At 55.0% G+C, this 21,070-nt stretch carries 18 protein-coding genes; 6 read left to right on the forward strand and 12 right to left on the reverse strand.

The genetic code is table 11. The features are described 5' to 3' along the window. The first annotated feature begins 100 nt into the window (after positions 1-100). Positions 101-970 (forward strand): MDR efflux pump AcrAB transcriptional activator RobA, encoded by an 870-nt coding sequence (gene robA, locus CKQ53_RS02870; RefSeq protein ID WP_094118070.1) that lies wholly within the window; start codon positions 101-103, stop codon positions 968-970. Here the strand turns inward: robA and gpmB are convergent. After that, positions 967-1,617, reverse strand: coding sequence for a 2,3-diphosphoglycerate-dependent phosphoglycerate mutase GpmB (gene gpmB, locus CKQ53_RS02875; RefSeq protein ID WP_094118069.1), 651 nt, complete (start codon positions 1,615-1,617; stop codon positions 967-969). The two genes, robA and gpmB, sit on opposite strands and share 4 nt — an antisense overlap. 51 nt (positions 1,618-1,668) lie before the next feature. On the opposite strand from gpmB, the gene yjjX reads away from it, so the two are divergent. Then, positions 1,669-2,202 carry an inosine/xanthosine triphosphatase gene (yjjX, locus tag CKQ53_RS02880; RefSeq protein ID WP_118894627.1) on the forward strand — a complete coding sequence of 178 codons (534 nt, stop codon included), beginning with the start codon at positions 1,669-1,671 and terminating at the stop codon, positions 2,200-2,202. Positions 2,203-2,223: 21 nt separating this feature from the next. Here yjjX and trpR read toward each other — a convergent pair whose 3' ends face one another. Together trpR and sltY are read right to left on the reverse strand one after the other, a co-directional pair. Continuing rightward, positions 2,224-2,550 carry a trp operon repressor gene (gene trpR / locus CKQ53_RS02885; protein ID WP_094118068.1) on the reverse strand — a complete coding sequence of 109 codons (327 nt, stop codon included), beginning with the start codon at positions 2,548-2,550 and terminating at the stop codon, positions 2,224-2,226. A 131-nt stretch (positions 2,551-2,681) separates the two neighbouring features. Beyond that, complete coding sequence (gene sltY / locus CKQ53_RS02890) at positions 2,682-4,610, reverse strand: murein transglycosylase (RefSeq protein ID WP_094118067.1); 1,929 nt, start codon at positions 4,608-4,610, stop codon at positions 2,682-2,684. Between the two features lie 432 nt (positions 4,611-5,042). Between sltY and ettA the strand changes: the two genes are divergently transcribed. Next, on the forward strand, positions 5,043-6,707 hold the full coding sequence (ettA, locus tag CKQ53_RS02895; protein WP_094118066.1) for an energy-dependent translational throttle protein EttA: 1,665 nt from the start codon (positions 5,043-5,045) through the stop codon (positions 6,705-6,707). Positions 6,708-6,914: 207 nt separating this feature from the next. On the opposite strand, the gene CKQ53_RS02900 is transcribed toward ettA, so the two are convergent. Further along, positions 6,915-7,814, reverse strand: coding sequence for a LysR family transcriptional regulator (locus tag CKQ53_RS02900; protein ID WP_085651283.1), 900 nt, complete (start codon positions 7,812-7,814; stop codon positions 6,915-6,917). Between the two features lie 124 nt (positions 7,815-7,938). Here CKQ53_RS02900 and CKQ53_RS02905 point away from each other — a divergent pair, with 124 nt between their 5' ends. After that, entirely contained in the window at positions 7,939-8,943 is a 1,005-nt protein-coding gene (locus CKQ53_RS02905) for a zinc-binding alcohol dehydrogenase family protein (protein WP_118894629.1), read from the forward strand. A gap of 56 nt (positions 8,944-8,999) precedes the next feature. Here the strand turns inward: CKQ53_RS02905 and serA are convergent, their stop codons facing one another. Continuing rightward, positions 9,000-10,232, reverse strand: a complete 1,233-nt coding sequence (gene serA, locus CKQ53_RS02910) for a phosphoglycerate dehydrogenase (protein WP_085651281.1) — start codon at positions 10,230-10,232, stop codon at positions 9,000-9,002. 311 nt (positions 10,233-10,543) lie between these two features. Further along, positions 10,544-11,209 (reverse strand): ribose-5-phosphate isomerase RpiA, encoded by a 666-nt coding sequence (gene rpiA / locus CKQ53_RS02915; RefSeq protein WP_094118064.1) that lies wholly within the window; start codon positions 11,207-11,209, stop codon positions 10,544-10,546. 192 nt (positions 11,210-11,401) lie between these two features. Between rpiA and CKQ53_RS02920 the strand changes: the two genes are divergently transcribed. After that, on the forward strand, positions 11,402-12,295 hold the full coding sequence (locus tag CKQ53_RS02920) for a LysR family transcriptional regulator ArgP (protein ID WP_085651279.1): 894 nt from the start codon (positions 11,402-11,404) through the stop codon (positions 12,293-12,295). Between the two features lie 36 nt (positions 12,296-12,331). On the opposite strand, the gene CKQ53_RS02925 is transcribed toward CKQ53_RS02920, so the two are convergent. Further along, positions 12,332-13,057 carry an oxidative stress defense protein gene (locus CKQ53_RS02925; RefSeq protein WP_085651278.1) on the reverse strand — a complete coding sequence of 242 codons (726 nt, stop codon included), beginning with the start codon at positions 13,055-13,057 and terminating at the stop codon, positions 12,332-12,334. A 370-nt stretch (positions 13,058-13,427) separates the two neighbouring features. Continuing rightward, positions 13,428-14,234 carry an AraC family transcriptional regulator gene (locus CKQ53_RS02930; protein WP_118894631.1) on the reverse strand — a complete coding sequence of 269 codons (807 nt, stop codon included), beginning with the start codon at positions 14,232-14,234 and terminating at the stop codon, positions 13,428-13,430. Positions 14,235-14,512: 278 nt separating this feature from the next. Between CKQ53_RS02930 and CKQ53_RS02935 the strand changes: the two genes are divergently transcribed. Beyond that, positions 14,513-16,189 (forward strand): 2-isopropylmalate synthase, encoded by a 1,677-nt coding sequence (locus CKQ53_RS02935; RefSeq protein ID WP_094118063.1) that lies wholly within the window; start codon positions 14,513-14,515, stop codon positions 16,187-16,189. 307 nt (positions 16,190-16,496) lie between these two features. Here the strand turns inward: CKQ53_RS02935 and mscS are convergent, their stop codons facing one another. The 4 genes from mscS to epd form a co-directional block, all read right to left on the reverse strand. Further along, positions 16,497-17,366, reverse strand: a complete 870-nt coding sequence (mscS, locus tag CKQ53_RS02940) for a small-conductance mechanosensitive channel MscS (RefSeq protein WP_085651275.1) — start codon at positions 17,364-17,366, stop codon at positions 16,497-16,499. A 128-nt stretch (positions 17,367-17,494) separates the two neighbouring features. Beyond that, a complete protein-coding gene (gene fbaA, locus CKQ53_RS02945) occupies positions 17,495-18,574 on the reverse strand; it encodes a class II fructose-bisphosphate aldolase (protein WP_085651274.1) in 1,080 nt (359 codons plus the stop codon). A 109-nt stretch (positions 18,575-18,683) separates the two neighbouring features. Next, entirely contained in the window at positions 18,684-19,847 is a 1,164-nt protein-coding gene (gene pgk / locus CKQ53_RS02950; protein WP_085651273.1) for a phosphoglycerate kinase, read from the reverse strand. A 68-nt stretch (positions 19,848-19,915) separates the two neighbouring features. Further along, on the reverse strand, positions 19,916-20,932 hold the full coding sequence (gene epd / locus CKQ53_RS02955; protein ID WP_085651272.1) for an erythrose-4-phosphate dehydrogenase: 1,017 nt from the start codon (positions 20,930-20,932) through the stop codon (positions 19,916-19,918). Positions 20,933-21,070: the final 138 nt, after the last annotated feature.

Genomic DNA, 21,070 nt, shown 5'->3' on the forward strand with positions numbered 1-21,070 from the left:
AGGTTTTACCTGAAATTCCAGGCAGTCGTAGGTGAAAAAAGTTGCTATCATGCAAGGTCTTATAACCTTTAACGCTCTGAGTGTTCTATGAGGACGAGCTATGGATCAAGCCAGTATCATACATGACCTGCTTAACTGGCTGGAAGGTCATCTGGACCAGCCTCTGTCGCTGGATAAAGTCGCAGCAAAAGCGGGTTATTCGAAATGGCATCTACAGAGAATGTTCAAGGACGTCACAGGCCATGCCATCGGTTCTTATATCCGGGCCAGACGCCTGACCAAAGCCGCCGTGGCGCTATGCCTCACAAGTCGGCCCATTCTGGATATTGCTCTACAGTATCGCTTTGATTCTCAGCAAACCTTCACTCGCGCGTTCAAGAAACAGTTTTCCCAAACGCCCGCGTCATACCGTCGCTCGGATGACTGGAACACTCACGGCATTCAGGCTCCCATCCGACTGGGCGCTTTTACTATGCCTCAGCCAGAGTTCATCACACTGCCAGAATTAAAACTGGTTGGCGTGACGCAAACTTACAGCGGTACGTTGGAACAGTTGTGTCATTTCCGTATGGAACTTCGGGTGCATTTCTGGCGCCAGTATCTTGGCGACGCCAAGCAAATTCCCAACCTGTTGTATGGATTGGCGCACTCTCGGCCGAGCAAAGAAAAAGATGACGAGCATGAAGTGCTCTATACCACGGCGATGGAGCCCGATAACGTGCCGGAAGGCACTGCACCGGGCGACCCCATCACCCTGCCGGGCGGTGAGTATGCAAAGTTCAACTATGAAGGCCCGAAGGATGAGCTGCAGGACTTTATTGTCAGTCTGTATGACACATGCCTGCCGACCTTCAAGCTGACCCGACGCAAAGGTTGCGACATCGAGCGGTTTAATCTGTCTGGGGGAGTCAAGCAGGATGAGCCACCAGCAGTCATCCGCTGCGAATACTTCATCCCGGTGCTGCGCTAACGCTGCAGTTCGTCCAGTGCCGGAGAATCCAAATGGGATACATCTCCGGCCGTCTCGACGACCCAACCAGACGCCAGCCACGGACTCTGCTGATGGTCGATACGGGACAGTGAGCAATTACGCAGACGAAGGCGACGCTCAGCCCACGCAGGTAACCCCAGCAGCGTTCCGAGCAAACAGCCCAACGCAATACCGTGACTCACCAGCAACGGACGGCTCCCCGGGGGCAGAGTCAGGCAGAACTCAAGCACCTTGTGCATCCGTTCGGCCAGCTCTGAAAGTGATTCCCCCTCAGGGATACGACCTTCCCGCGTGCCATCCACGATTTGCTTGCGCCATCCCTCTTCCTCGCTATTCAGCGAGTCGATCAGACGCTCTTCCAGAACGCCCATGTTGAGCTCACGCAGGTTGGGATCGAGCAGAATGGGACAACCGCCGCAGCCCTCTGAAATGATGTCGGCCGTTTGACGCGTCCGACCCAGGTCACTGGCAATAATGTGGGTAATTCCCAGATGTTTTACCCGTTCCGCCACCCGACGAGCCTGTTGCTCCCCCGCCGACGTCAGCTTGCTATCTGATTGACCCTGGATGCGCCGCGCCACGTTCCATTCGGTCTCTCCGTGGCGAACAAGATATACCTGTAACATGATTGTTTTCCGTTATACTGCGTCAAATTAACGACTAGAGTAGAGAACATTATGTATTACGTTGTAGCGTCTACGACTAACCCGGCAAAAATTAACGCCGTAACTTTAGCATTTGCTGATGTTTTTGGTGCGGAAAATTGCCGCATTGAGGGAGTCGACGTAGACAGCGGCGTTCCACAACAGCCCTTAGGTTCCACAGAAACACGTACGGGGGCAAGAAACCGCGTAATGATGGCTCGACAGGTACGTCCCGAGGCCGATTTTTGGGTCGGCGTTGAGGCCGGTATTGAAGACAACATGACCTTTGCCTGGATGGTTGTCGAAAACGCGACAATTCGCGGAGAGTCCCGTTCCGCCAGTCTAATGCTCCCTGAAGCGGTCCTGCAGGGGATCCGTGAAGGCCGCGAGCTAGGCGATGAAATGGCGCGCCTGAGCGGTATTCAGAACGTGAAACAAAAAGGTGGCGCGATTGGCGTATTCACCAACGGTAAACTGACCCGAACCAGCGTTTATCATCAGGCCCTGTTGCTGGCACTGGTGCCGTTTCAAAACACCTTGTTCCAACAGGCCGTTTCCAAGGCGTAGAACGTAACCTTTAAGACTGCCCTACTTTTTTTCCAGAAGCTGCGCCTCGAGCCAAACTTTCAAATCGGGCGGCGCAGCCTTCAGACTATTCGACCCACGCGTGATCGTCGCAATTCCGGCACCTAATTCGTTTTTTAGCTCTCGCTGACTTAGGTTACCGCGCATCAACTCCTGAATGATACGTACCCGAGTTCCAAGCGCTGTACGTTCGTCCGCCGTCAAAAGCAGTTGCAGTAATGGTAACGCCAGATCGTCCTTCACCGACTGACGCATGAGCGCCAGAAAGTACGACCAGTTTTCATTGTCTTCTTCCGAAAGTGCGGGATCGTGAGGAGATGGAGTCGTCATAGCTCTTTGCCATACTAATAAACTAGTACGCAAGCATAGCATGTTTTAAGAAACGAATTTACCACTTAAGGCGCATATCCGTTCACTGTCAGGCCATAGCCGCCCGTAATACGGGCGACCTGGCTCCCAGATTAATAACGGTGATGCCATTCACTGTCCATCAACACGGGCGAGTTATGTTTCAAGAAATAGCGATAATACGCGTCATAGGCCAGCACATTTTTGACGTAATTCCGCGTTTCCGAAAACGGTATGCTTTCGACAAAAGCGACAGCGTCGATACGACCATTGCTGTTCCTCAGCCAGGTATTCACCCGTGATGGCCCAGCGTTATATGCGGCAGACGCCAGAATGCGGTTTTGCCCAAACGACTGATAGACATACTCTAAATAGAGCGTGCCCAATTCAATGTTGGTCTGCGGATCCATGAGCTGCGCACTATTGGAATAACTCGAGACATTAAATTTTGCCGCGGTATGCTGCGCCGTCGCTGGCATTAGCTGCATCAGGCCTGATGCGCCTACAGCGGACTTCGCCTGAGAATTCCACGCGCTTTCCTGACGCGCTATCGCCATCGCATAGCTTTGAGAGATCTCTTTGCCCTGAGTGGCACGACGGAATTCATCGTTCCAGGCGAGTGGGAAACGCTCTTCCAGGTTATCCCACATTTTGCCGATGATCGTGGCCTGCACGCTAAGATCATACCAGCCTTGCTCGAAGGAATATCGAGCCAGCGCCTCCTGCTGCAACCTTTCGCGACTCGCCACCAAGCCTGACCACTCGGCTCGCGCCAGATTATCCATATGCCAGTACATCAGCTCACGAATACGCGCGACTTCAGCGAGTTGCGCCACCGTGCGGTCGGGCTTGGCAGCCACCTTAATCGTCAGCGGATATTGAGCCTTGAGCTGCTGCGCCGCGATCATGGGATAAAAGCCGCGGGCTTTCATCAATTCACGCAGTTGCCCTTCGCCTTCCTCACGCTGCCCGCTTTCAATTGTCAGCATGGCTCGCCAGTATCGCCACTCGTCTTTTTGCAATACCTCGGCGGGCAAACGCGCCAACCATGTCGCCAGTCCACGTCGGTCGCCCTCTCCCAACGCCATACGGACGCGACGCTCCAACAGCGCGGTGGACTGACTACGCTGTATTACCGCATCGCGCCATTCCGCCTGCTCACTGGAAATCTCTTTCCCCATTAGACGCCAGACGACGTCCTCTTCCATCTTGCTGCGTTCGAGACTGCCCATCCCCTGCAAACGCGCAATCACAGGCAGCATGGAGCGCGCCTCATCGGGGTCCTGGCGAGCCACACGGGTAAACGCCGCCAGCGTGACTTTACGGCTGAAGTCGGTCGGCCCGACGGTACGGGCGAAGTGCTCCAGCGTCATCGGATCGCGCTGCAGCGTGCTTAACGCATCTGCGATGGTCTGATAATCCTGCGGCAGTTGTCGTACCAGATGCGTCACTAAACCGCTGCTGCCCGAATCCATTGCCAGAAGAATGCGTTCAAGTATCAATGAAGACGTCAAAATTCCTGACTGCTGCCAGGACGTCAGCAGGTTGTCGCAGCTTGCCGGCAGCGAGCGACCATTCAGCCAGATATCGCGATTCTGTTCCCATATTCCCTGACGCTGCCCGGTGATCCACTTGGCATAGAGGTAGTTGCAACGGGCAGCCATCGGCTTGGGTATGGTCGGGCTGAACGCCAGCAATCCTCTCCAGTCCTGACGCCGTGCCAGCTCGTTAATGAAGCTGGTCTGCAAATTATGAGAAACAGGAAGTGTGGGATGCGACGTAATGAACTGTTTCGCCTGAATGCTGGTCAGTTGCGAAAGATCCTGCGTCAAAGAACGATATTCCAAATAGGGGTAAAGCGGATAATCCCGCAAGGTTGGCATCAACTGCGCCACGGTGTCCATCTGGTTCGCATCCCAGGCGGCTTTAACCTGCTGATAATGTTCACGTTGTTCGGTAATAGAGTCGGCCTGCGCGGCAATCGAGACTCCGGCCAGAGAAACTGCCACCAAGGCATAGCGCCAATAAACCGCTTTGAACATCACTACGCTGACCTCATTCGTTATCGTTTTATCTGCCCGCAGGTGCCAATGCTCCAAGCAACGGTGATCCTGCCCAAAAAGCTGTCATGCTTCCCACTTCAACTTAGTGTGGCACATCCAGTCAGACAACGATACGCCAGCATGGAATATTCATCACTCGGAAAATTAACGGTATTTATGCCATTTCCGAGCAGGTTCCCAGTTCTCAATGAAACTTTACTCTGCCGTTGCATGACTCCCGGAATGCGTCACGCAAAGTAAACCACCAATACGCCTGACGGCTGGGATCACTGGCTGAAAACAGCTAAACTTCGTCACAGTGAACTCATCGGCCGGATTTGCGTGCTATGCCCGCATCCGACCGATTCCCCTACGGTGCGGTGAAATCAACTGCCGCCGCACCCACATTGACAGAGAGAGGCTCAGAGCAACGTGGCTCAATTCGTTTACAGCATGCACCGCGTCGGCAAAATTGTTCCGCCGAAACGCCATATTCTGAAAGATATCTCCCTCAGCTTTTTCCCGGGCGCCAAAATTGGCGTACTCGGTCTGAACGGGGCCGGTAAATCAACGCTGCTACGCATTATGGCCGGCATCGATAAAGACATCGAAGGCGAGGCACGCCCGCAGCCCGGCATCAAGATCGGTTATCTGCCGCAGGAACCCCAGTTGAATCTGGAGCAAACCGTACGCGAAGCGATTGAAGAAGCGGTCGGTGAAGTCAAACAGGCGCTGACTCGTCTGGACGAAGTCTACGCGGCCTATGCCGAACCGGATGCGGACTTCGATAAACTCGCCAAAGAACAGGGCGAGCTTGAAGCGATTATTCAGGCGCACGACGGTCACAACCTGGACAATCAGCTGGAGCGCGCCGCAGATGCCCTGCGTCTGCCGCCGTGGGATGCCACAATTGGCAAACTTTCGGGCGGGGAACGTCGCCGCGTCGCCATCTGCCGGCTTTTGCTGGAAAAACCGGACATGCTGCTGCTGGATGAACCGACCAACCACCTGGATGCCGAGTCCGTCGCCTGGCTGGAACGTTTCCTCCACGATTACGAAGGCACCGTAGTGGCGATCACCCATGACCGTTACTTCCTCGACAACGTAGCGGGTTGGATTCTGGAGCTTGACCGTGGAGAAGGGATTCCGTGGGAAGGCAACTACTCCTCCTGGCTGGAACAGAAAGACCAGCGTCTGGCTCAGGAAGCATCTTCCGAAGCGGCGCGTCGCAAGTCGATCGAGAAAGAACTGGAGTGGGTTCGCCAAGGCGCTAAAGGCCGCCAGTCAAAAGGCAAGGCGCGTCTGGCCCGCTTTGAAGAGCTCAACAGCGTTGAGTATCAGAAACGTAATGAAACCAGCGAACTGTTTATTCCAGCCGGTCAGCGCCTCGGCGACAAAGTGCTGGAAGTCACTAACCTGTCTAAATCCTATGGCGATCGCGTCCTGATCGACGATCTCTCTTTCACTCTGCCGAAAGGCGCGATTGTGGGGATCATCGGTCCGAACGGCGCGGGTAAATCCACGCTGTTCCGTATGTTATCCGGTCAGGAACAGCCTGATGGCGGCGAGATCAGCTTGGGCGAAACCGTTAAATTGGCCTCCGTCGATCAGTTCCGTGACAACATGGACAACAGCAAAACCGTCTGGGAAGAAGTCTCCGGCGGACAGGACATTATGCGCATTGGCAACTTCGAGCTGCCCAGCCGCGCCTATGTCGGCCGTTTCAACTTCAAAGGCGTGGATCAGGGCAAACGCATCGGCGAACTGTCAGGCGGTGAGCGTGGGCGTCTCCATCTCGCGAAACTGCTACAGGTCGGCGGCAACATGCTGCTGCTCGATGAACCGACCAACGACCTGGATATCGAAACTCTGCGAGCGTTGGAAAACGCCCTGCTGGAATTCCCGGGCTGCGCGATGGTTATCTCGCATGACCGCTGGTTCCTGGACCGTATCGCGACCCACATCATAGATTATCAGGATGAGGGTAAAGTTGAATTCTTCGAAGGTAACTTCACCGAATACGAAGAGTACAAGAAACGTACCCTGGGTGCGGAAGCGCTGGAACCTCACCGTATTAAATACAAGAAAATGGCGTAACGTTTCGACGAAGCGCAAGCTAAGAGGCTCGCCCCAGTTCGGGCCTCTTTCATCTACACCTTTGTTTTCCTAAATAACGTTTTCTAAATAGCATTGACGCCGATTAATAGGCTTGCCCTACGCCGCTAATAACCCCATTCTCCCTGTCCCACGGGACTTCCCCGCCATATCGTTCCATGACTCAGATATGGGGCCCCGTCCTTGGCGTTAACTTTTTAAGAGCTTCGGAAAGAAAGCCTCATGTTGCAATACAAAATCAATGAAACAAGCCAACGCGGGTGAATTCAGTTTACGACTGGGATAGACGAGGTACATATCGTTAGGCTCGGCCTGCCATTGCGGTAACACCCTCATCAACGTTCCCGCTGCGATAGCTTCCCGACTCAGAAACTCGGGAAGCAAAGTAATGCCGCCATGGGCAATCGCACACGCGCGAGCGTAGAGCAAATTATCCGTGACATGGGAACGCGGCAGCAGACACTGGTAATACTCCTTTTCCCGATGCAAAACCCACTCGGTCCAGGCACGATGCGCAATGCAACAGTGCTCCTGCAACTGGCGCGGGTGCATCAGCGGAGCCGCATGTTTGAGATAGCCGCCGGACGCCACCAGATAACGCGGCGTTAATCCCAGAGCTCGGCCTATCAGAGATGAATCCTGTGGTTTACCGGTACGCAAGCCAATGTCAAACCCATCGGCCACCAGATCGATCACGGTGTCCGATACCGAGACTTCAAGCATGACCGCAGGAAAACGCTGTTGAAACTCCGCCGTCAATTCCGCCAGAAGGGTCGCCCCCACGCCAGCCGGGCTAGTGATGCGTAATCGACCACTCGGATTATCCCGCAAATGCTGGATCGTGAGATCCGCGCGCTCCTGTGCCTGCAGCATCTCCTGACAGTGAATCAGGTAGCGCTCGCCCGCGAAGGTAAGATTAACTTTTCGGGTAGTGCGGTTCATTAATCGCAGTCCGAGCCGTTGTTCTAACAGACTGACGCGCTGACTCAGGCTCGACTTCGCCATACCCGCCCGCTGCGCGGCCTGAGTGAAGCTACCGCTTTCAGCGACCAAGGCAAACAGCGCCATGTCTTTAAGCTGGTTAAACATAATTGTTCTTCTTATCCGAACACTGCGTTATTTATTGTACACCTTATCAGCATCTCTTTGTCGTTCTACACTGTGTTGTACGCATAAATCGACTCCAACACTTTGCAGAACGGGAGAGCTCACTATGACAGCAACAGCAATTGCGGTTGATCCTAAACAACCGGAAAACTTTATCGAAATCACTCAGGACATTCCGGCTCCCGGCGACCACGATCTCTTGGTTGCCGTCAAAGCGGTTTCTATTAACCCGGTCGATACTAAAGTGCATGCCATGCTGCGCGCCGACGGCTTGAAAGCCCCGCGGATTCTGGGGTGGGACGCCAGCGGCGTCGTGCTGAAGGTGGGTAAGGCTGTATCGGGTTTTCAGGAAGGCGATGAAGTCTGGTATGCCGGTGATATTACCCGTCCCGGTAGTAACACCACCCATCAATTGATCGACTCGCGTATTGCGGCGCATAAACCCAAGACTCTGGACTGGGCTTCCGCTGCGGCGCTGCCTCTGACCTCACTGACTGCCTGGGAAGGGCTATTCGAACACCTGCGTATTCAGGATGCGGAAGCGGGAAAAACATTACTGATTATCGGCGGTGCCGGCGGTGTAGGCTCTATGGCTATCTCCCTCGCCGCATTACATAGCAAGGTCACCATCATCACCACAGCCTCCCGTCCGGAGTCCGTCGAATGGTGCAAGCAGCGTGGCGCGCACCACGTGGTAAACTACCGTAATCTGGTAGACACGGTCAAAGAGCAAGGCTTCGAACAGGTGGACTATATCTTCTGCCTTAACGATACCGACGGTCACTGGGACGCCATTGGGCAGTTGATTGCGCCTTTGGGCCAGATTTGCACCATCGTAGAAAACGCGCATCCGCTGGACCAAACCCAGCTCAAACTCAAAAGCGCCGCCCTGCACTGGGAATTCATGTTTACCCGCAGCATGTACACCACGCCGGACATTGCTCGTCAGGGAGACATTTTGCAGCAGGTAGCCCGTGAGGTCGACGAAGGCAAACTGAAAGGAACCGCCAGCAAAGTGCTGAAGGGATTAACGACGGAAACGCTCTCCGCCGCGCACAACACGGTGCTGGAAGGACATACTCAGGGCAAGATCGTGATCGACTGCCAGTAAAAACAAAACCGGCCCTCACAGGGCCGGTTTTCTACCATTAATGACAACAACAGCCATCAGTACAGCAGACGAGCGCGAATGGTGCCCGGAATCGATTTCATCAACTGCAGCGCGGTATCAGCGCTGTCGGTGACCACATCAATCACGACATAGCCAATATCAGCGCTGGTCTGCAGATACTGTGCGGCGATGTTGATGCCTTCGTTGGCGAAAATGGTGTTCAGCTGAGTCATGATACCCGGACGGTTTTCATGAATGTGCAGCAGACGGCTGGCGCGTGCGCTGTGCGTCGGCAAAGACACCTCAGGGAAGTTCACCGCAGACAGCGTAGAACCGTTGTCGGAGTATTTCACCAGTTTGCTGGCCACTTCCCCACCGATGTTTTCCTGCGCTTCCTGAGTAGACCCCCCAATATGCGGCGTCAGCAGCACATTATCGAATTCGCACAGCGGCGACAGGAACGGCTCTTTGTTGGATGCGGGTTCTTGCGGGAATACGTCGATTGCCGCGCCGGACAGATGTTTGCTACTCAGGGCTTCACACAGCGCGGGAATATCCACCACGGTACCGCGTGATGCGTTAATCAGCATGGCGCCCGGCTTCATCTGAGCCAGTTCGTTGGCCGCGATCATGTTTTGCGTACTGTCGGTTTCCGGAACGTGCAGGCTGACAATATCGCTCATTTTCAGCAGATCAGACAGCTGGTTAACCTGCTGCGCATTGCCCAGAGACAGTTTGCTTTCGATGTCGTAGTAATACACGTGCATACCCAGGCTTTCCGCCAGAATACCCAGCTGAGTCCCGATATGACCGTAGCCGATAATGCCCAGATTTTTCCCGCGGGCTTCATAGCTGCCAACGGCCTGTTTGTGCCATTCGCCGCGGTGTGCCTTCGCGTTGGCCCCTGGGACGCCGCGCAGCATCAGCAGCAATTCGCCGATGACCAGTTCAGCAACGGAGCGGGTATTGGAGAAAGGTGCGTTGAAGACCGGGATACCGCGCTTGGTGGCGGACGGCAATTCAACCTGGTTGGTGCCAATGCAGAAACAGCCTACGGCAACCAGTTTCTCCGCAGCCGCGAAGATTTCTTCAGTCAGGTGCGTGCGGGAACGAATGCCGACGAAATGTGCGTCGCGAATCGACTCTTTCAGCGTTTCCGGGTCCAGCGCGCCTTTATGGTATTCGATGTTGGTGTATCCGGCGGAACGCAGGTTATCAACCGCATTCTGGTGTACGCCTTCTAATAACAGAAATTTAATTTTATCTTTTTCGAGTGATACCTTTGCCATTTCCCGACCTTATTTTTCAGACTTCAGATGTGACGGTTTGCAAAACCATTGCCTGCAAACATAACAAAAATTACGCGGGCGGCAATACAAACGATTGCTTGTCGGCGCACAGAAGCCGCAGCGTAAGGCGACATTTGTGGCAAAAAATGCTGCTAAATAAGAGGCCGACCATATAGTGGCTATGCCAAATAAGAAAAAGTGATATTAAGCACCAAAAATGCGGGGTAAAAAATAATGCGCCTGATTACCACAAATCCGGCCTGACGAAACAGGCCGGAGAGAGACGACGAGAGGTTATCGAAGGGACTGACTCACGAGCTTCGTTTGACCGTTTTCACGCCTTCCGGCGTTCCCACCAGCGCAACATCCGCGCCACGGTTGGCAAACAGACCGACCGTCACCACCCCGGCGATGCCGTTGATTCTATTTTCCATCGCAATCGCATCGGAGATATCCAGGTTATGCACATCCAGAATGACATTCCCGTTGTCGGTCACGACGCCCTGACGATACTCCGGTTGCCCACCCAGTTTGACCAGTTCCCGCGCAACATAAGATCGCGCCATTGGGATCACCTCAACCGGCAGCGGGAAACGCCCCAGAATATCCACCTGCTTGGTGGCATCGACGATACAGACGAACTGCCGGGCGATGGCGGCGACGATTTTCTCACGCGTTAACGCAGCCCCGCCCCCTTTAATCATTTGCATATGGCCATTGATTTCGTCCGCACCGTCCACATACACGTCCAGCACATCCACTTCATTGCAATCAAACACCGGAATACCGAGGCTTTTCAGCTTGGCGGTGGAGGCGTCCGAACTGGAGACGGCGCCCTCGATCTGATCTTTCATGGAGCCCAACGCATCAATAAAATGCGCCGCCGTCGAGCCTGTGCCAACGCCGACGATAGTACCGGGGCGGACATAGTCCAGCGCGGCCCAGCCGACGGCTTTTTTCAGTTCATCCTGTGTCATGGTCTGATTGCCTGTTGCTTTAAAAAGTGCGCGTATTATAAAGCAGACGTTGTCGAAAAGGCGTGATTTAGCGTTTGCGTCGACACAAATTTCAGGAGTTCGCAGGTAAAAGCGTCATTTATTAGAGAGGTGACCCGAAAAATTATGGCATAGTGAAAAGAGTAATATTTTTCACAGGAACTTTTCCCCTTCATGAAACGCCCGGACTATCGCACTCTTCAGGCCCTGGACGCCGTAATCCGCGAGCGTGGCTTCGAACGCGCTGCACAGAAACTTTGTATTACTCAATCCGCCGTATCGCAGCGCATCAAGCAGCTTGAGAATCTCTTTGGTCAGCCGCTGTTAGTCAGAACGATCCCGCCCCGGCCGACCGAACAGGGGCAAAAGCTGCTGGCGCTGCTGCATCAGGTGGAACTGCTGGAAGAAGAGTGGCTCGGCGATGAAAACAGCAGCGAGGCTCCTCTCCTGCTATCACTCGCGGTCAACGCCGATAGTCTGGCGACCTGGCTGCTGCCAGCATTGCAGTCGGTGCTGGCGGACTCGCCGATTCGTCTGAACCTGCAGGTGGAAGATGAGACACGCACGCAAGAGCGTTTGCGTCGCGGCGAGGTCGTCGGTGCCGTGAGTATTCAGCCACAGCCGCTGCCAAGCTGTCTGGTCGATGCGCTAGGCGCGTTGGACTACCTGTTCGTCGCCTCGCCGGAATTCGCGAAACGCTATTTCCCGAACGGCGTCACCCGCTCCGCCTTGCTGCGCGCGCCCGCCGTTGCTTTCGACCATCTGGATGATATGCATCAGGCGTTTTTACAGCAGAATTTCGACCTTTCGCCCGGCAGCGTCCCCTGCCATATCGTGAACTCGTCGGAAGCATTTGTGCAGCTGGCCCGTCAGGGCACCACCTGCTGCATGATCCCCCACTTGCAGATCGAACGAGAGCTGGCTAAAGGCGAGTTGATCGATCTCACGCCGGGCCTGTTGCAGCGACGGATGCTGTATTGGCATCGCTTCGCTCCGGAAAGCCGGATGATGCGTAAAGTGACGGATGCGCTGTTGGATCACGGGCGTCGGGTGCTGCGTCAGCCCTGATCGCAGCAAAAATTCCGCGCCCGCGGAGTGAGGAGATTAAGGCTGACGTTGCAGCTCATACACGACGTCGACCTGATCGTCGAAATGAATGGTTTGCTGCTCGTAGGTCTGGGACGCCATCGTCTGTACGGCCGCATCCGACGCCTTCAACATCCGCGCCACTGGCACCGGCTGATAATTGGCGACGTGATAACGAATGCTGTAAATCGGCCCCAGCGTCGCTTTGAAACCGCTGGCCAGCGCCTGCGCCTGACTGCTCGCTTGTTCGATCGCCTTCTGACGCGCCTGATCGCGATAGGTATCCGGATTGGAGACGCTAAGATCGACCGTGCGAATTTCGTTCAGGCCAGACTTCAGCGCGCCATCCAGCAGCTCATTCAGCTTATCCAGCTGACGTACCGTGACTTCCACCTGTCGAACGGCAAGATAGCCTTTCAGCACGGAGCCGCCGGTTTTCAGGTAGTCATATTCAGGCTGGGTGCGGATATTGGCCGCATTGATATCTTTCTTGTCGATCCCCTGCTTGGCGAGGAAATCGAAATATTGCGCCACGCGGGCATCCGCCTGTTTTTTGGCATCAGCGGCATCCTTGGAGGACACGCTGACTTCAATGGCCAGACGCGCGATATCCGGCGTAGCGTCCACGCTTGCCGCGCCTGAGGTGACGATGTGCGGGCCATTAGGCAACTCGTTGGCCGTAGCGGCGGCGGATAGCGCCCCCATACCGATAATCGCAGCCAGTGTCAGTGTCTTGAGTTTCACACTCTCTCCTTTCAAATTGTGACGGCAGTGCACACCATACGCGAGGTGGCTACCACTCAATATAGGAGAGTTTCTGAATATTCGCAGAGCGTTAGCTAAACGAAAGGGCAATGAAAAGGTCCGACGCGCGGTTTTTTTCACTCTCGAACAGTCATCGAAAATCTCTTATCGTGCAGAGAGTTAGTTTCATCCACGCCTTGGATACACTGTCGACCTTGTGAAAGCGATACACCGTCGAGGCGCATGACGGCGGCTTGAAATAGCGCCTCAGTCGCTCACCCCGCAGGCCGTCAACACTCACCACAGAACACCGATGTTTCTCTGTCTATTGCTGACATCTCACCGCGATTCGTCACTCATCATCGCGGGCCTATCGATTCGCTGCGAAGGCCGACGGGGGCTGTCCGAATTGTTTGCCAAAGGCTGTGGTGTAGGCGCTATGGCTATCGTAACCACTTGCCAGCGCGACCTGCGTAATCGGCATTCCCTGCATCAATAACGTCAGCGACGACATCAGCCGCAGCTGCTGGCGCCATTTGCCGAAGGTCATACCGGTCGACTGGAGAAAATGCCGATGGAAAGTCTTATCACCCATCGCCAGTCTGTTGGCCCACTCGGCGGCGGTGGCGGTATCGTCCGGGCTGTCCACCAGCGCCTGACACACTTGCTGCATCGCGCTATCAGCGCTGCCTGTAGGCCAGGGAAGGTGGAGCGGAAGCACCGGCTGGGTGTGCAGTTCTTCAACCAACAGCTCACCGAGTAGACGCAGACGAGTGGAAGAGACAGCGGCATCCTCGGATTGGCCTAACGCCATGATCAGTTCCCGCAGCAGACCGGAGACATGAACGACGCAATCGGTCGACGGCAAGCGAGCGCATACATCCTCACGCACAAACAGACCATGTGCTTGCAGCGCCACCGGGACTACCAGCCGGTGCGCCACACCCGATCGTAACCAGACCGCAGCGGTGGGCGGCACCAGCCACTGGCCGCTGTCGGCCTCCACACGCAACAGGCCACGATCCGCATAGATCAAATGACCATAAGGGTGCGAGTGCGAAGTCACGATATGGCCCGCGGGATAGCGTACGGCGACACCGAATACCGGCAGGCCGCAGGCTTCTCCTGCGCTCAGGTCAAGCGCATGTGAGCCGTATTCGGAAGAGGAAAAGCCCATGACGGTAAAGTTTGTCCAAATAAATAAAGTATTTGTCCATTTTTATGTAGATGGACGCCACCTGCAAGCCTAACATCGAAAACAAAGTCATCTACTGGGTCTATTCACCGATGTTCATACACTCTCTTTCACCACGGCGACTATCCCTGATCTCTGGTCGGGGTCTGCGCACGTCCGTTCGTGCCACGACCCATCCTGATTCCCCCTGACCCCGACCCTCGTCAGCTTTCTCCAAGCCAGGGGGATCAGGTGCCCACAATGTCCCTGGAGTCCTTTTCATGCTGACCGATCCTTCCCAGAAATACCGTCCTACAGCTCCGGTCGATCTGACCGACCGCCAATGGCCATCACGTACCCTGACACAAGCCCCAATCTGGCTGTCCACCGACTTACGCGACGGCAATCAGGCCCTGTTTGAGCCGATGAACCGCGAGCTTAAAATCCGCTTGTTCCATGAGCTGGTACGCATTGGTTTTAAGGAGATCGAAGTGGGCTTTCCTGCCGCTTCGCGCACTGATTTCGACATCGTGCGTCACTTGATCGACACGGACCAGATTCCTGAAGACGTCACTCCGATGGTGATGACGCCATTGCGCGATGACCTGATCGCCGAAACGGTGCGCTGTGTGGCTGGCGCACGACGTGTGATCGTGCATTTCTACAACGCTATCGCCCCCGCGTGGCGCGAGATCGTCTTCGGCATGAGCGTGCCGCAGATTATCGATATGGTGGAGCAGCGGATTACGCTGTTCAAACAACTGACGGCGGCCCACCCGGAAACCGAATGGGTCTTGCAATACTCACCCGAGACTTTTTGCATGGCCGAGCTGGAGGTTTCACTGGCCGTCTGCAACGCCGCCATCCGCGCGTGGGATGCCGGTCCGCAGCGACCGATGATCATCAACCTGCCGACCACGGTAGAGATCGCTACGCCCAATGTTTTCGCCGACCAGATCGAATGGATGGATCGCCGGTTAGCGCGGCGCGAGCATATCGTGCTGTCCGTGCATCCCCATAATGATCGGGGGACGGGCGTGGCCTGTGCCGAACAAGCCATGCTGGCCGGTGCGCAACGGGTGGAAGGTTGCCTGTTCGGCAATGGTGAACGCAGCGGCAACGTCGATGTGGTGACGCTGGCGCTGAACCTGTACACCCAAGGCATTGCGCCGGGACTGGACTTCTCCGACATTGCGGCGGTCGCCCGCGTGGCCGAGGAATGTACCGCGCTGCCTGTACACCCGCGCCATCCTTATGTCGGCGATCTCGTCTTCACGGCGTTTTCCGGCTCGCATCAGGATGCCATCGCCAAGGGCTTTGCCGCACAAAAAGCCGATGAGCCGTGGCGCGTGCCTTACCTGCCCATTGACCCCAAAGATCTGGGCCGCACTTACGACAGTATCGTGCGCGTCAATAGCCAGTCAGGCAAAGGCGGGATCGCCTTTTTGCTGCAGCGGGACCACGGTATCGTCATGCCGCGCCGTATGCAGGTGGAGTTCAGCGCCATCGTTCAAGCACAGGCCGACGCCAGCGAGACGGAGCTGACCAGCCAGCAAATTTGGGACCTGTTTAAGCGCACCTACTTTGCCCCGCTTCGGGAACAGCCCGGCTTTATTCATCATCGCCATCGCTTGTTCGAGCATGCAGACGGGCAAGGTATTGAGCTGGCGCTGGTGAGTGAAGCCGGTGACGTCAAAACCTGCAAGGGGACAGGCAGCGGCCCCATTGACGCGGCTGTCGCGGCGCTGGGCATGCCGCTGCGCATCGATAGTTATGAAGAACGCAGTATGGGGGCAGGGTCCGATGCAATGGCGCTGGCCATTGTGGAGGCCGCGATACCCGGCGTACCCGGTTCGCGCTTCGGCGTAGGACGACATGCGAACATCGCAACCGCGTCAGTTTTAGCCGTGTTGAGTGCCGCAGCCCGATTCGCTACGGAGATGGCGACGGCCGACTGAGAGGCGATAGATGACCGCCCAGGGGCTTCGCGCTGGGCAGTCTTCACCGTGAGTTTTCATCAGTGGGGTTTAGTGAGGTGACGCTGCCGCTCTCCCCGTTTTCGCTGTTGGCTCACGTTGGCGCGTCTGCATCTCAAACCTGCGCGTCCTATGCTTTATGAACGCAATCTCTGACAGCGAAATTAGCTTATTAAACGGTGGGATTTATAGCGCGTTGGCGTCGTCTGGGAAGGCGTATTCGGGCGGAAAAAAGGATATCGCGCTGCCCGTAAAAGGGGGCGGACAGCGCGTAAAAGAGAGGACTGACTTACGCCTTGTCGGCGGGTTCCGCCGTCGCAGTCTGGTGCAAATGCACATCCATCTGCGGGTAAGGAATGCCGATCTGATGTTTATCAAGCGCACGCTTGAAGTTTTCCAGCAGGTCCCAGTTCACCTCGGTGGAGTCTGCGTTGGTCGTCCATACGCGCACGACAAAGTTCAGGGAAGACGCCGCCATTTCGTTCAGACGGATCACAACATCTTTATCTTTCAGAATACGGTCGTCTGCTTTGATGATGTCGCCCAGCACTTTCTTCACCACATCGATATCTGCATCGTAAGCGACGCCCACAATGATCTCGGTACGGCGATTCGGCTCGCGGGAGCTGTTGATGATATTGCCGGAGATGATCTTGCCGTTCGGTACGACAATGATGCGGCCATCAGTGGTCAGCAGCGTACTGGAGAAAATCTGTACCTGAGTCACGGTGCCGCTCACGCCACCCAGATCGACCGTTTCACCGGTACGGAAAGGACGGAACATCACAATCAGCACGCCAGCAGCGAAGTTGGACAACGAACCTTGCAGCGCCAAACCTACGGCCAAACCGGCGGCACCCAACACGGCGATAATCGATGCCGTCTGTACGCCGATGCGGCTTAACGCGGCAATCAATGTAAAGGCAATCACGCCGTAGCGCGCAATCGCAGACAGGAAATCCGCGACCGTGGCATCGATATTACGCGCCCGCATCAGACGGTTCAGGGTGCCTGAAACCACCCGCGCGACAATCAATCCCGCGATCAGAATGACCAGTGAGGAAACAATATTAACCGCATACTCCAGCAGCACATGTTGATTGTTGGTCAACCAGGTCTGCGCGCGACTTACGCTTTCTGTTACACCTAAATCTTCCATTAACTTACTCCTGTTTGAGACTCGCTAAACTCACTTACCCACACCAAAATCTACCGTTATTGGTTTAAAACGGCAGTAAAAATAAGGCTCCCGAAGGAGCCTTATTGAAGCCATTTAAATCGTATTTATTACAGAACGTCGATCGCGTTCAGTTCTTTAAAGGCTTGTTCCAGACGAGCGATCATGGTGCTCTGCGCAGCACGCAGCCATGCACGCGGGTCGTAGTATTTCTTGTTCGGCTTGTCAGCGCCTTCCGGGTTACCCAGCTGTGCCTGCAGGTAGCCTTCGTTTTTCTTGTAGTATTCCAGAATACCTTCCCAGGTAGCCCACTGGGTGTCGGTATCGATGTTCATTTTGATAACACCGTAGCCAACCGCTTCTTCGATTTCTGCAGCAGTAGAACCAGAACCGCCGTGGAACACGAAGTTCAGGCTGTTGTGCGGCAGGTTGTATTTTTCAGAAACGAAGTCCTGAGAGTTGCGCAGGATTTTCGGCGTCAGCTGTACGTTACCCGGCTTGTAAACGCCGTGTACGTTACCGAAGGAAGCCGCGATGGTGAAACGCGGGCTGATAGCGTTCAGTTTTTCGTACGCGTAAGCCACGTCTTCCGGCTGAGTGTACAGCGCGGAGTTGTCCAGATGGCTGTTATCTACGCCATCTTCTTCACCGCCGGTGCAACCCAGTTCGATTTCCAGAGTCATACCCAGTTTCGCCATGCGAGTCAGGTATTTGCTGCAGATTTCGATGTTTTCTTCCAGAGACTCTTCAGACAGGTCGATCATGTGAGAAGAGAACAGCGGTTTGCCGTGAGCAGCGAAGAATTTTTCGCCAGCGTCCAGCAGTCCGTCCAGCCACGGCAGCAGTTTCTTAGCGCAGTGGTCAGTGTGCAGAATAACCGGAACACCATAGTATTCAGCCATCTGATGAACGTGATGCGCGCCAGAGATAGCACCCTGGATAGCCGCCTGCTGCGGAACATCGGATTTCAGGCCTTTACCTGCGATAAAGCCAGCACCGCCGTTGGAGAACTGTACAATGACAGGTGCGCGAACTTTTGCAGCAGTTTCCAGCACGGCGTTAATTGAGTCGGTACCGACACAGTTAACGGCGGGCAGAGCAAATTTGTTTTCTTTTGCGACTGCAAAAACTTTCTGTACGTCATCACCAGTGATGACACCAGGTTTTACGAAATCGAAGATTTTAGACATGTTACGTGTCCTGTTTCGTTGGCCGTGGGGGGTTAGAGATAGCAACGGTTGCCTCCACCTCAGCATAGAGACAACCGCAAACGGGAGATACCTCTCCCGTCGTTCGTCATTACTGCTTAGCGCGTTCTTCCAGCATCACTACGGCCGGCAGTTTTTTACCTTCAACGAACTCAAGGAAGGCGCCGCCGCCAGTAGAGATGTAAGAGATTTTGTCTTCAATACCGAACAGGTCGATAGCTGCCAGAGTATCGCCGCCGCCCGCGATGGAGAAAGCGTCGCTATCGGCAATCGCCTGTGCGATCACTTCGGTGCCTTTACGGAAGTTCGGGAATTCGAACACACCTACCGGACCGTTCCACAGGATAGTCTTGGCATTTTTCAGGATTTCAGCCAGGCGTTCTGCAGAAACGTCGCCCAGATCCAGAACCTGTTCGTCATCTTTGATTTCAGAGACGGATTTCATCGTGCAGCTGGCGGTTTCAGAGAACTCAGTCGCTACGCGCACATCGGTCGGTACCGGAATGTCGCAAGTTTCCAGCAGTTTTTTCGCTTCCGGAATCAGGTCCGCTTCATACAGGGATTTACCCACGTTGTGGCCCTGAGCCGCGATGAAGGTGTTGGCGATACCGCCACCGACGATCAGCTGGTCAGCGATTTTAGACAGAGAGTCCAGCACGGTCAGTTTGGTGGAAACTTTAGAACCACCGACAATAGCGACCATCGGACGAGCCGGTTTGCCCAGGGCTTTACCCAGCGCTTCCAGTTCAGCAGACAGCAGCGGACCTGCACAGGCGATCGGTGCGAATTTACCAACACCGTGAGTTGAAGCCTGAGCGCGGTGAGCCGTACCGAAGGCGTCCATGACGAACACGTCGCACAGCGCGGCGTATTTTTTAGCCAGCACTTCGTCGTCTTTCTTCTCGCCTTTGTTGAAGCGGACGTTTTCCAGAACAACCAGTTCGCCTTCCGCTACATCAACGCCTTCCAGGTAGTCTTTCGCCAGACGTACTGGTGAAGACAGTTTGTCTTTCAGGTAGTTAACAACCGGCAGCAGAGAAAATTCTTCGTTGTATTCGCCTTCGGTAGGACGACCCAGGTGAGAAGTCACCATCACGCGGGCACCCTGCTTCAGCGCTTTTTCGATTGTCGGCAGAGATGCGCGGATACGCGCATCGGACGTCACTTTGCCAGCTTTAACCGGTACATTCAGATCCGCACGGATCAGCACACGTTTGCCAGCCAGATCCAGATCGGTCATCTTAATTACAGCCATGGTGAATCCTCTTGGTTGATTCTCTTAAAGTTGCTTGAGCGAGGCGTCGGCAGAACCGCCGCCGCGTACTAGAATCCGCAGGCCGCCATTGCCCGAGTTGTATCCAACATACGGTTGGCGAAGCCCCATTCATTATCGCACCAGACCAGTGTTTTTATCAGATGATGTCCACTGACCCGGGTTTGTGTTCCGTCTACGATCGCGCTGTGCGGATCGTGATTAAAATCGGCCGAAACTAACGGTAATTCTGTGTAGTCAACTATACCACGAAATGCCCCTCGCGCTGAGCTTTGCAGCAGGCTATTGATTTCGCAGACGTTTACTTTACTTCTCACGCTAACACTTAGATCGATCGCCGTGACGTTCGTGGTGGGAACCCGCACGGAAATCGCTTCGAAACGATCCTGAAACTTCGGGAAAAAACGCGTAATTCCCGCCGCCAGCTTGGTGTCCACCGGAATGATTGACTGGCTGGCCGCCCGCGTGCGGCGCAAATCATGATGATACGCGTCAATCACCGGCTGATCGTTCATTGAGGCATGAATGGTGGTTACCGTACCGCTTTCAATGCCAAAAGCGTCATCGAGCAGTTTTATCACGGGAATAATACAGTTGGTGGTGCAGGAAGCGTTCGACACCAGACGGTGGTCAGACCGCAAATCATCCTGGTTAACGCCGTACACCACGGTGGCGTCCAGATCTGGCGTACCGGGATGCGAAAACAGCACCTTGCGAGCGCCAGCGGCCAAATGCGCTTCACCGTCAGCCCGGCTGCCGTAGACGCCGCTGCAGTCCAGCACGATGTCCACGCCCAGTTCTTTCCAAGGCAGGTTTTGCAACTGAGGCTCGTGCAGCAGGCGAATGATGTCATCCCCCACGTACAGCTGGTCGCATTCCTGACCGACATCCCACGAAAAACGGCCATGGCTGCTGTCGTACTTGAGCAGGTGGGCGATCCCTTCGGCGTTCGCCAGCTCATTGATCGCGACAACGGAGATCTCGGCGCGCCGCCCGGACTCATAGAGAGCCCGCAATACGCTGCGTCCTATCCGACCAAAACCGTTTATCGCAATACGGATCGTCATGAAATTCCCTGTGTAATGATAAAACCGCTGGTCCTATAGAATAATCAGTACATCTTCAGGAATAAACCGTTGGTTATACCTTGCGTTTTCTTCGTCATCGGCCCGTAAAACCCGGCTGATTTAGCGGAATAAGGTGAC

Origin of the sequence: Lonsdalea britannica (assembly GCF_003515985.1) — a bacterium.
Classification (GTDB): domain Bacteria; phylum Pseudomonadota; class Gammaproteobacteria; order Enterobacterales; family Enterobacteriaceae; genus Lonsdalea; species Lonsdalea britannica.

Bases quoted from the DNA above. Each gene is read 5' to 3' on its own strand.
- robA (WP_094118070.1), top strand. From the start codon at position 101: ATGGATCAAGCCAGTATCATACATGACCTGCTTAACTGGCTGGAAGGT.
- gpmB (WP_094118069.1), bottom strand. From the start codon at position 1,617: ATGTTACAGGTATATCTTGTTCGCCACGGAGAGACCGAATGGAACGTG.
- yjjX (WP_118894627.1), top strand. From the start codon at position 1,669: ATGTATTACGTTGTAGCGTCTACGACTAACCCGGCAAAAATTAACGCC.
- trpR (WP_094118068.1), bottom strand. From the start codon at position 2,550: ATGACGACTCCATCTCCTCACGATCCCGCACTTTCGGAAGAAGACAAT.
- sltY (WP_094118067.1), bottom strand. From the start codon at position 4,610: ATGTTCAAAGCGGTTTATTGGCGCTATGCCTTGGTGGCAGTTTCTCTG.
- CKQ53_RS02900 (WP_085651283.1), bottom strand. From the start codon at position 7,814: ATGTTTAACCAGCTTAAAGACATGGCGCTGTTTGCCTTGGTCGCTGAA.
- CKQ53_RS02905 (WP_118894629.1), top strand. From the start codon at position 7,939: ATGACAGCAACAGCAATTGCGGTTGATCCTAAACAACCGGAAAACTTT.
- serA (WP_085651281.1), bottom strand. From the start codon at position 10,232: ATGGCAAAGGTATCACTCGAAAAAGATAAAATTAAATTTCTGTTATTA.
- rpiA (WP_094118064.1), bottom strand. From the start codon at position 11,209: ATGACACAGGATGAACTGAAAAAAGCCGTCGGCTGGGCCGCGCTGGAC.
- CKQ53_RS02920 (WP_085651279.1), top strand. From the start codon at position 11,402: ATGAAACGCCCGGACTATCGCACTCTTCAGGCCCTGGACGCCGTAATC.
- CKQ53_RS02930 (WP_118894631.1), bottom strand. From the start codon at position 14,234: ATGGGCTTTTCCTCTTCCGAATACGGCTCACATGCGCTTGACCTGAGC.
- CKQ53_RS02935 (WP_094118063.1), top strand. From the start codon at position 14,513: ATGCTGACCGATCCTTCCCAGAAATACCGTCCTACAGCTCCGGTCGAT.
- mscS (WP_085651275.1), bottom strand. From the start codon at position 17,366: ATGGAAGATTTAGGTGTAACAGAAAGCGTAAGTCGCGCGCAGACCTGG.
- fbaA (WP_085651274.1), bottom strand. From the start codon at position 18,574: ATGTCTAAAATCTTCGATTTCGTAAAACCTGGTGTCATCACTGGTGAT.
- pgk (WP_085651273.1), bottom strand. From the start codon at position 19,847: ATGGCTGTAATTAAGATGACCGATCTGGATCTGGCTGGCAAACGTGTG.
- epd (WP_085651272.1), bottom strand. From the start codon at position 20,932: ATGACGATCCGTATTGCGATAAACGGTTTTGGTCGGATAGGACGCAGC.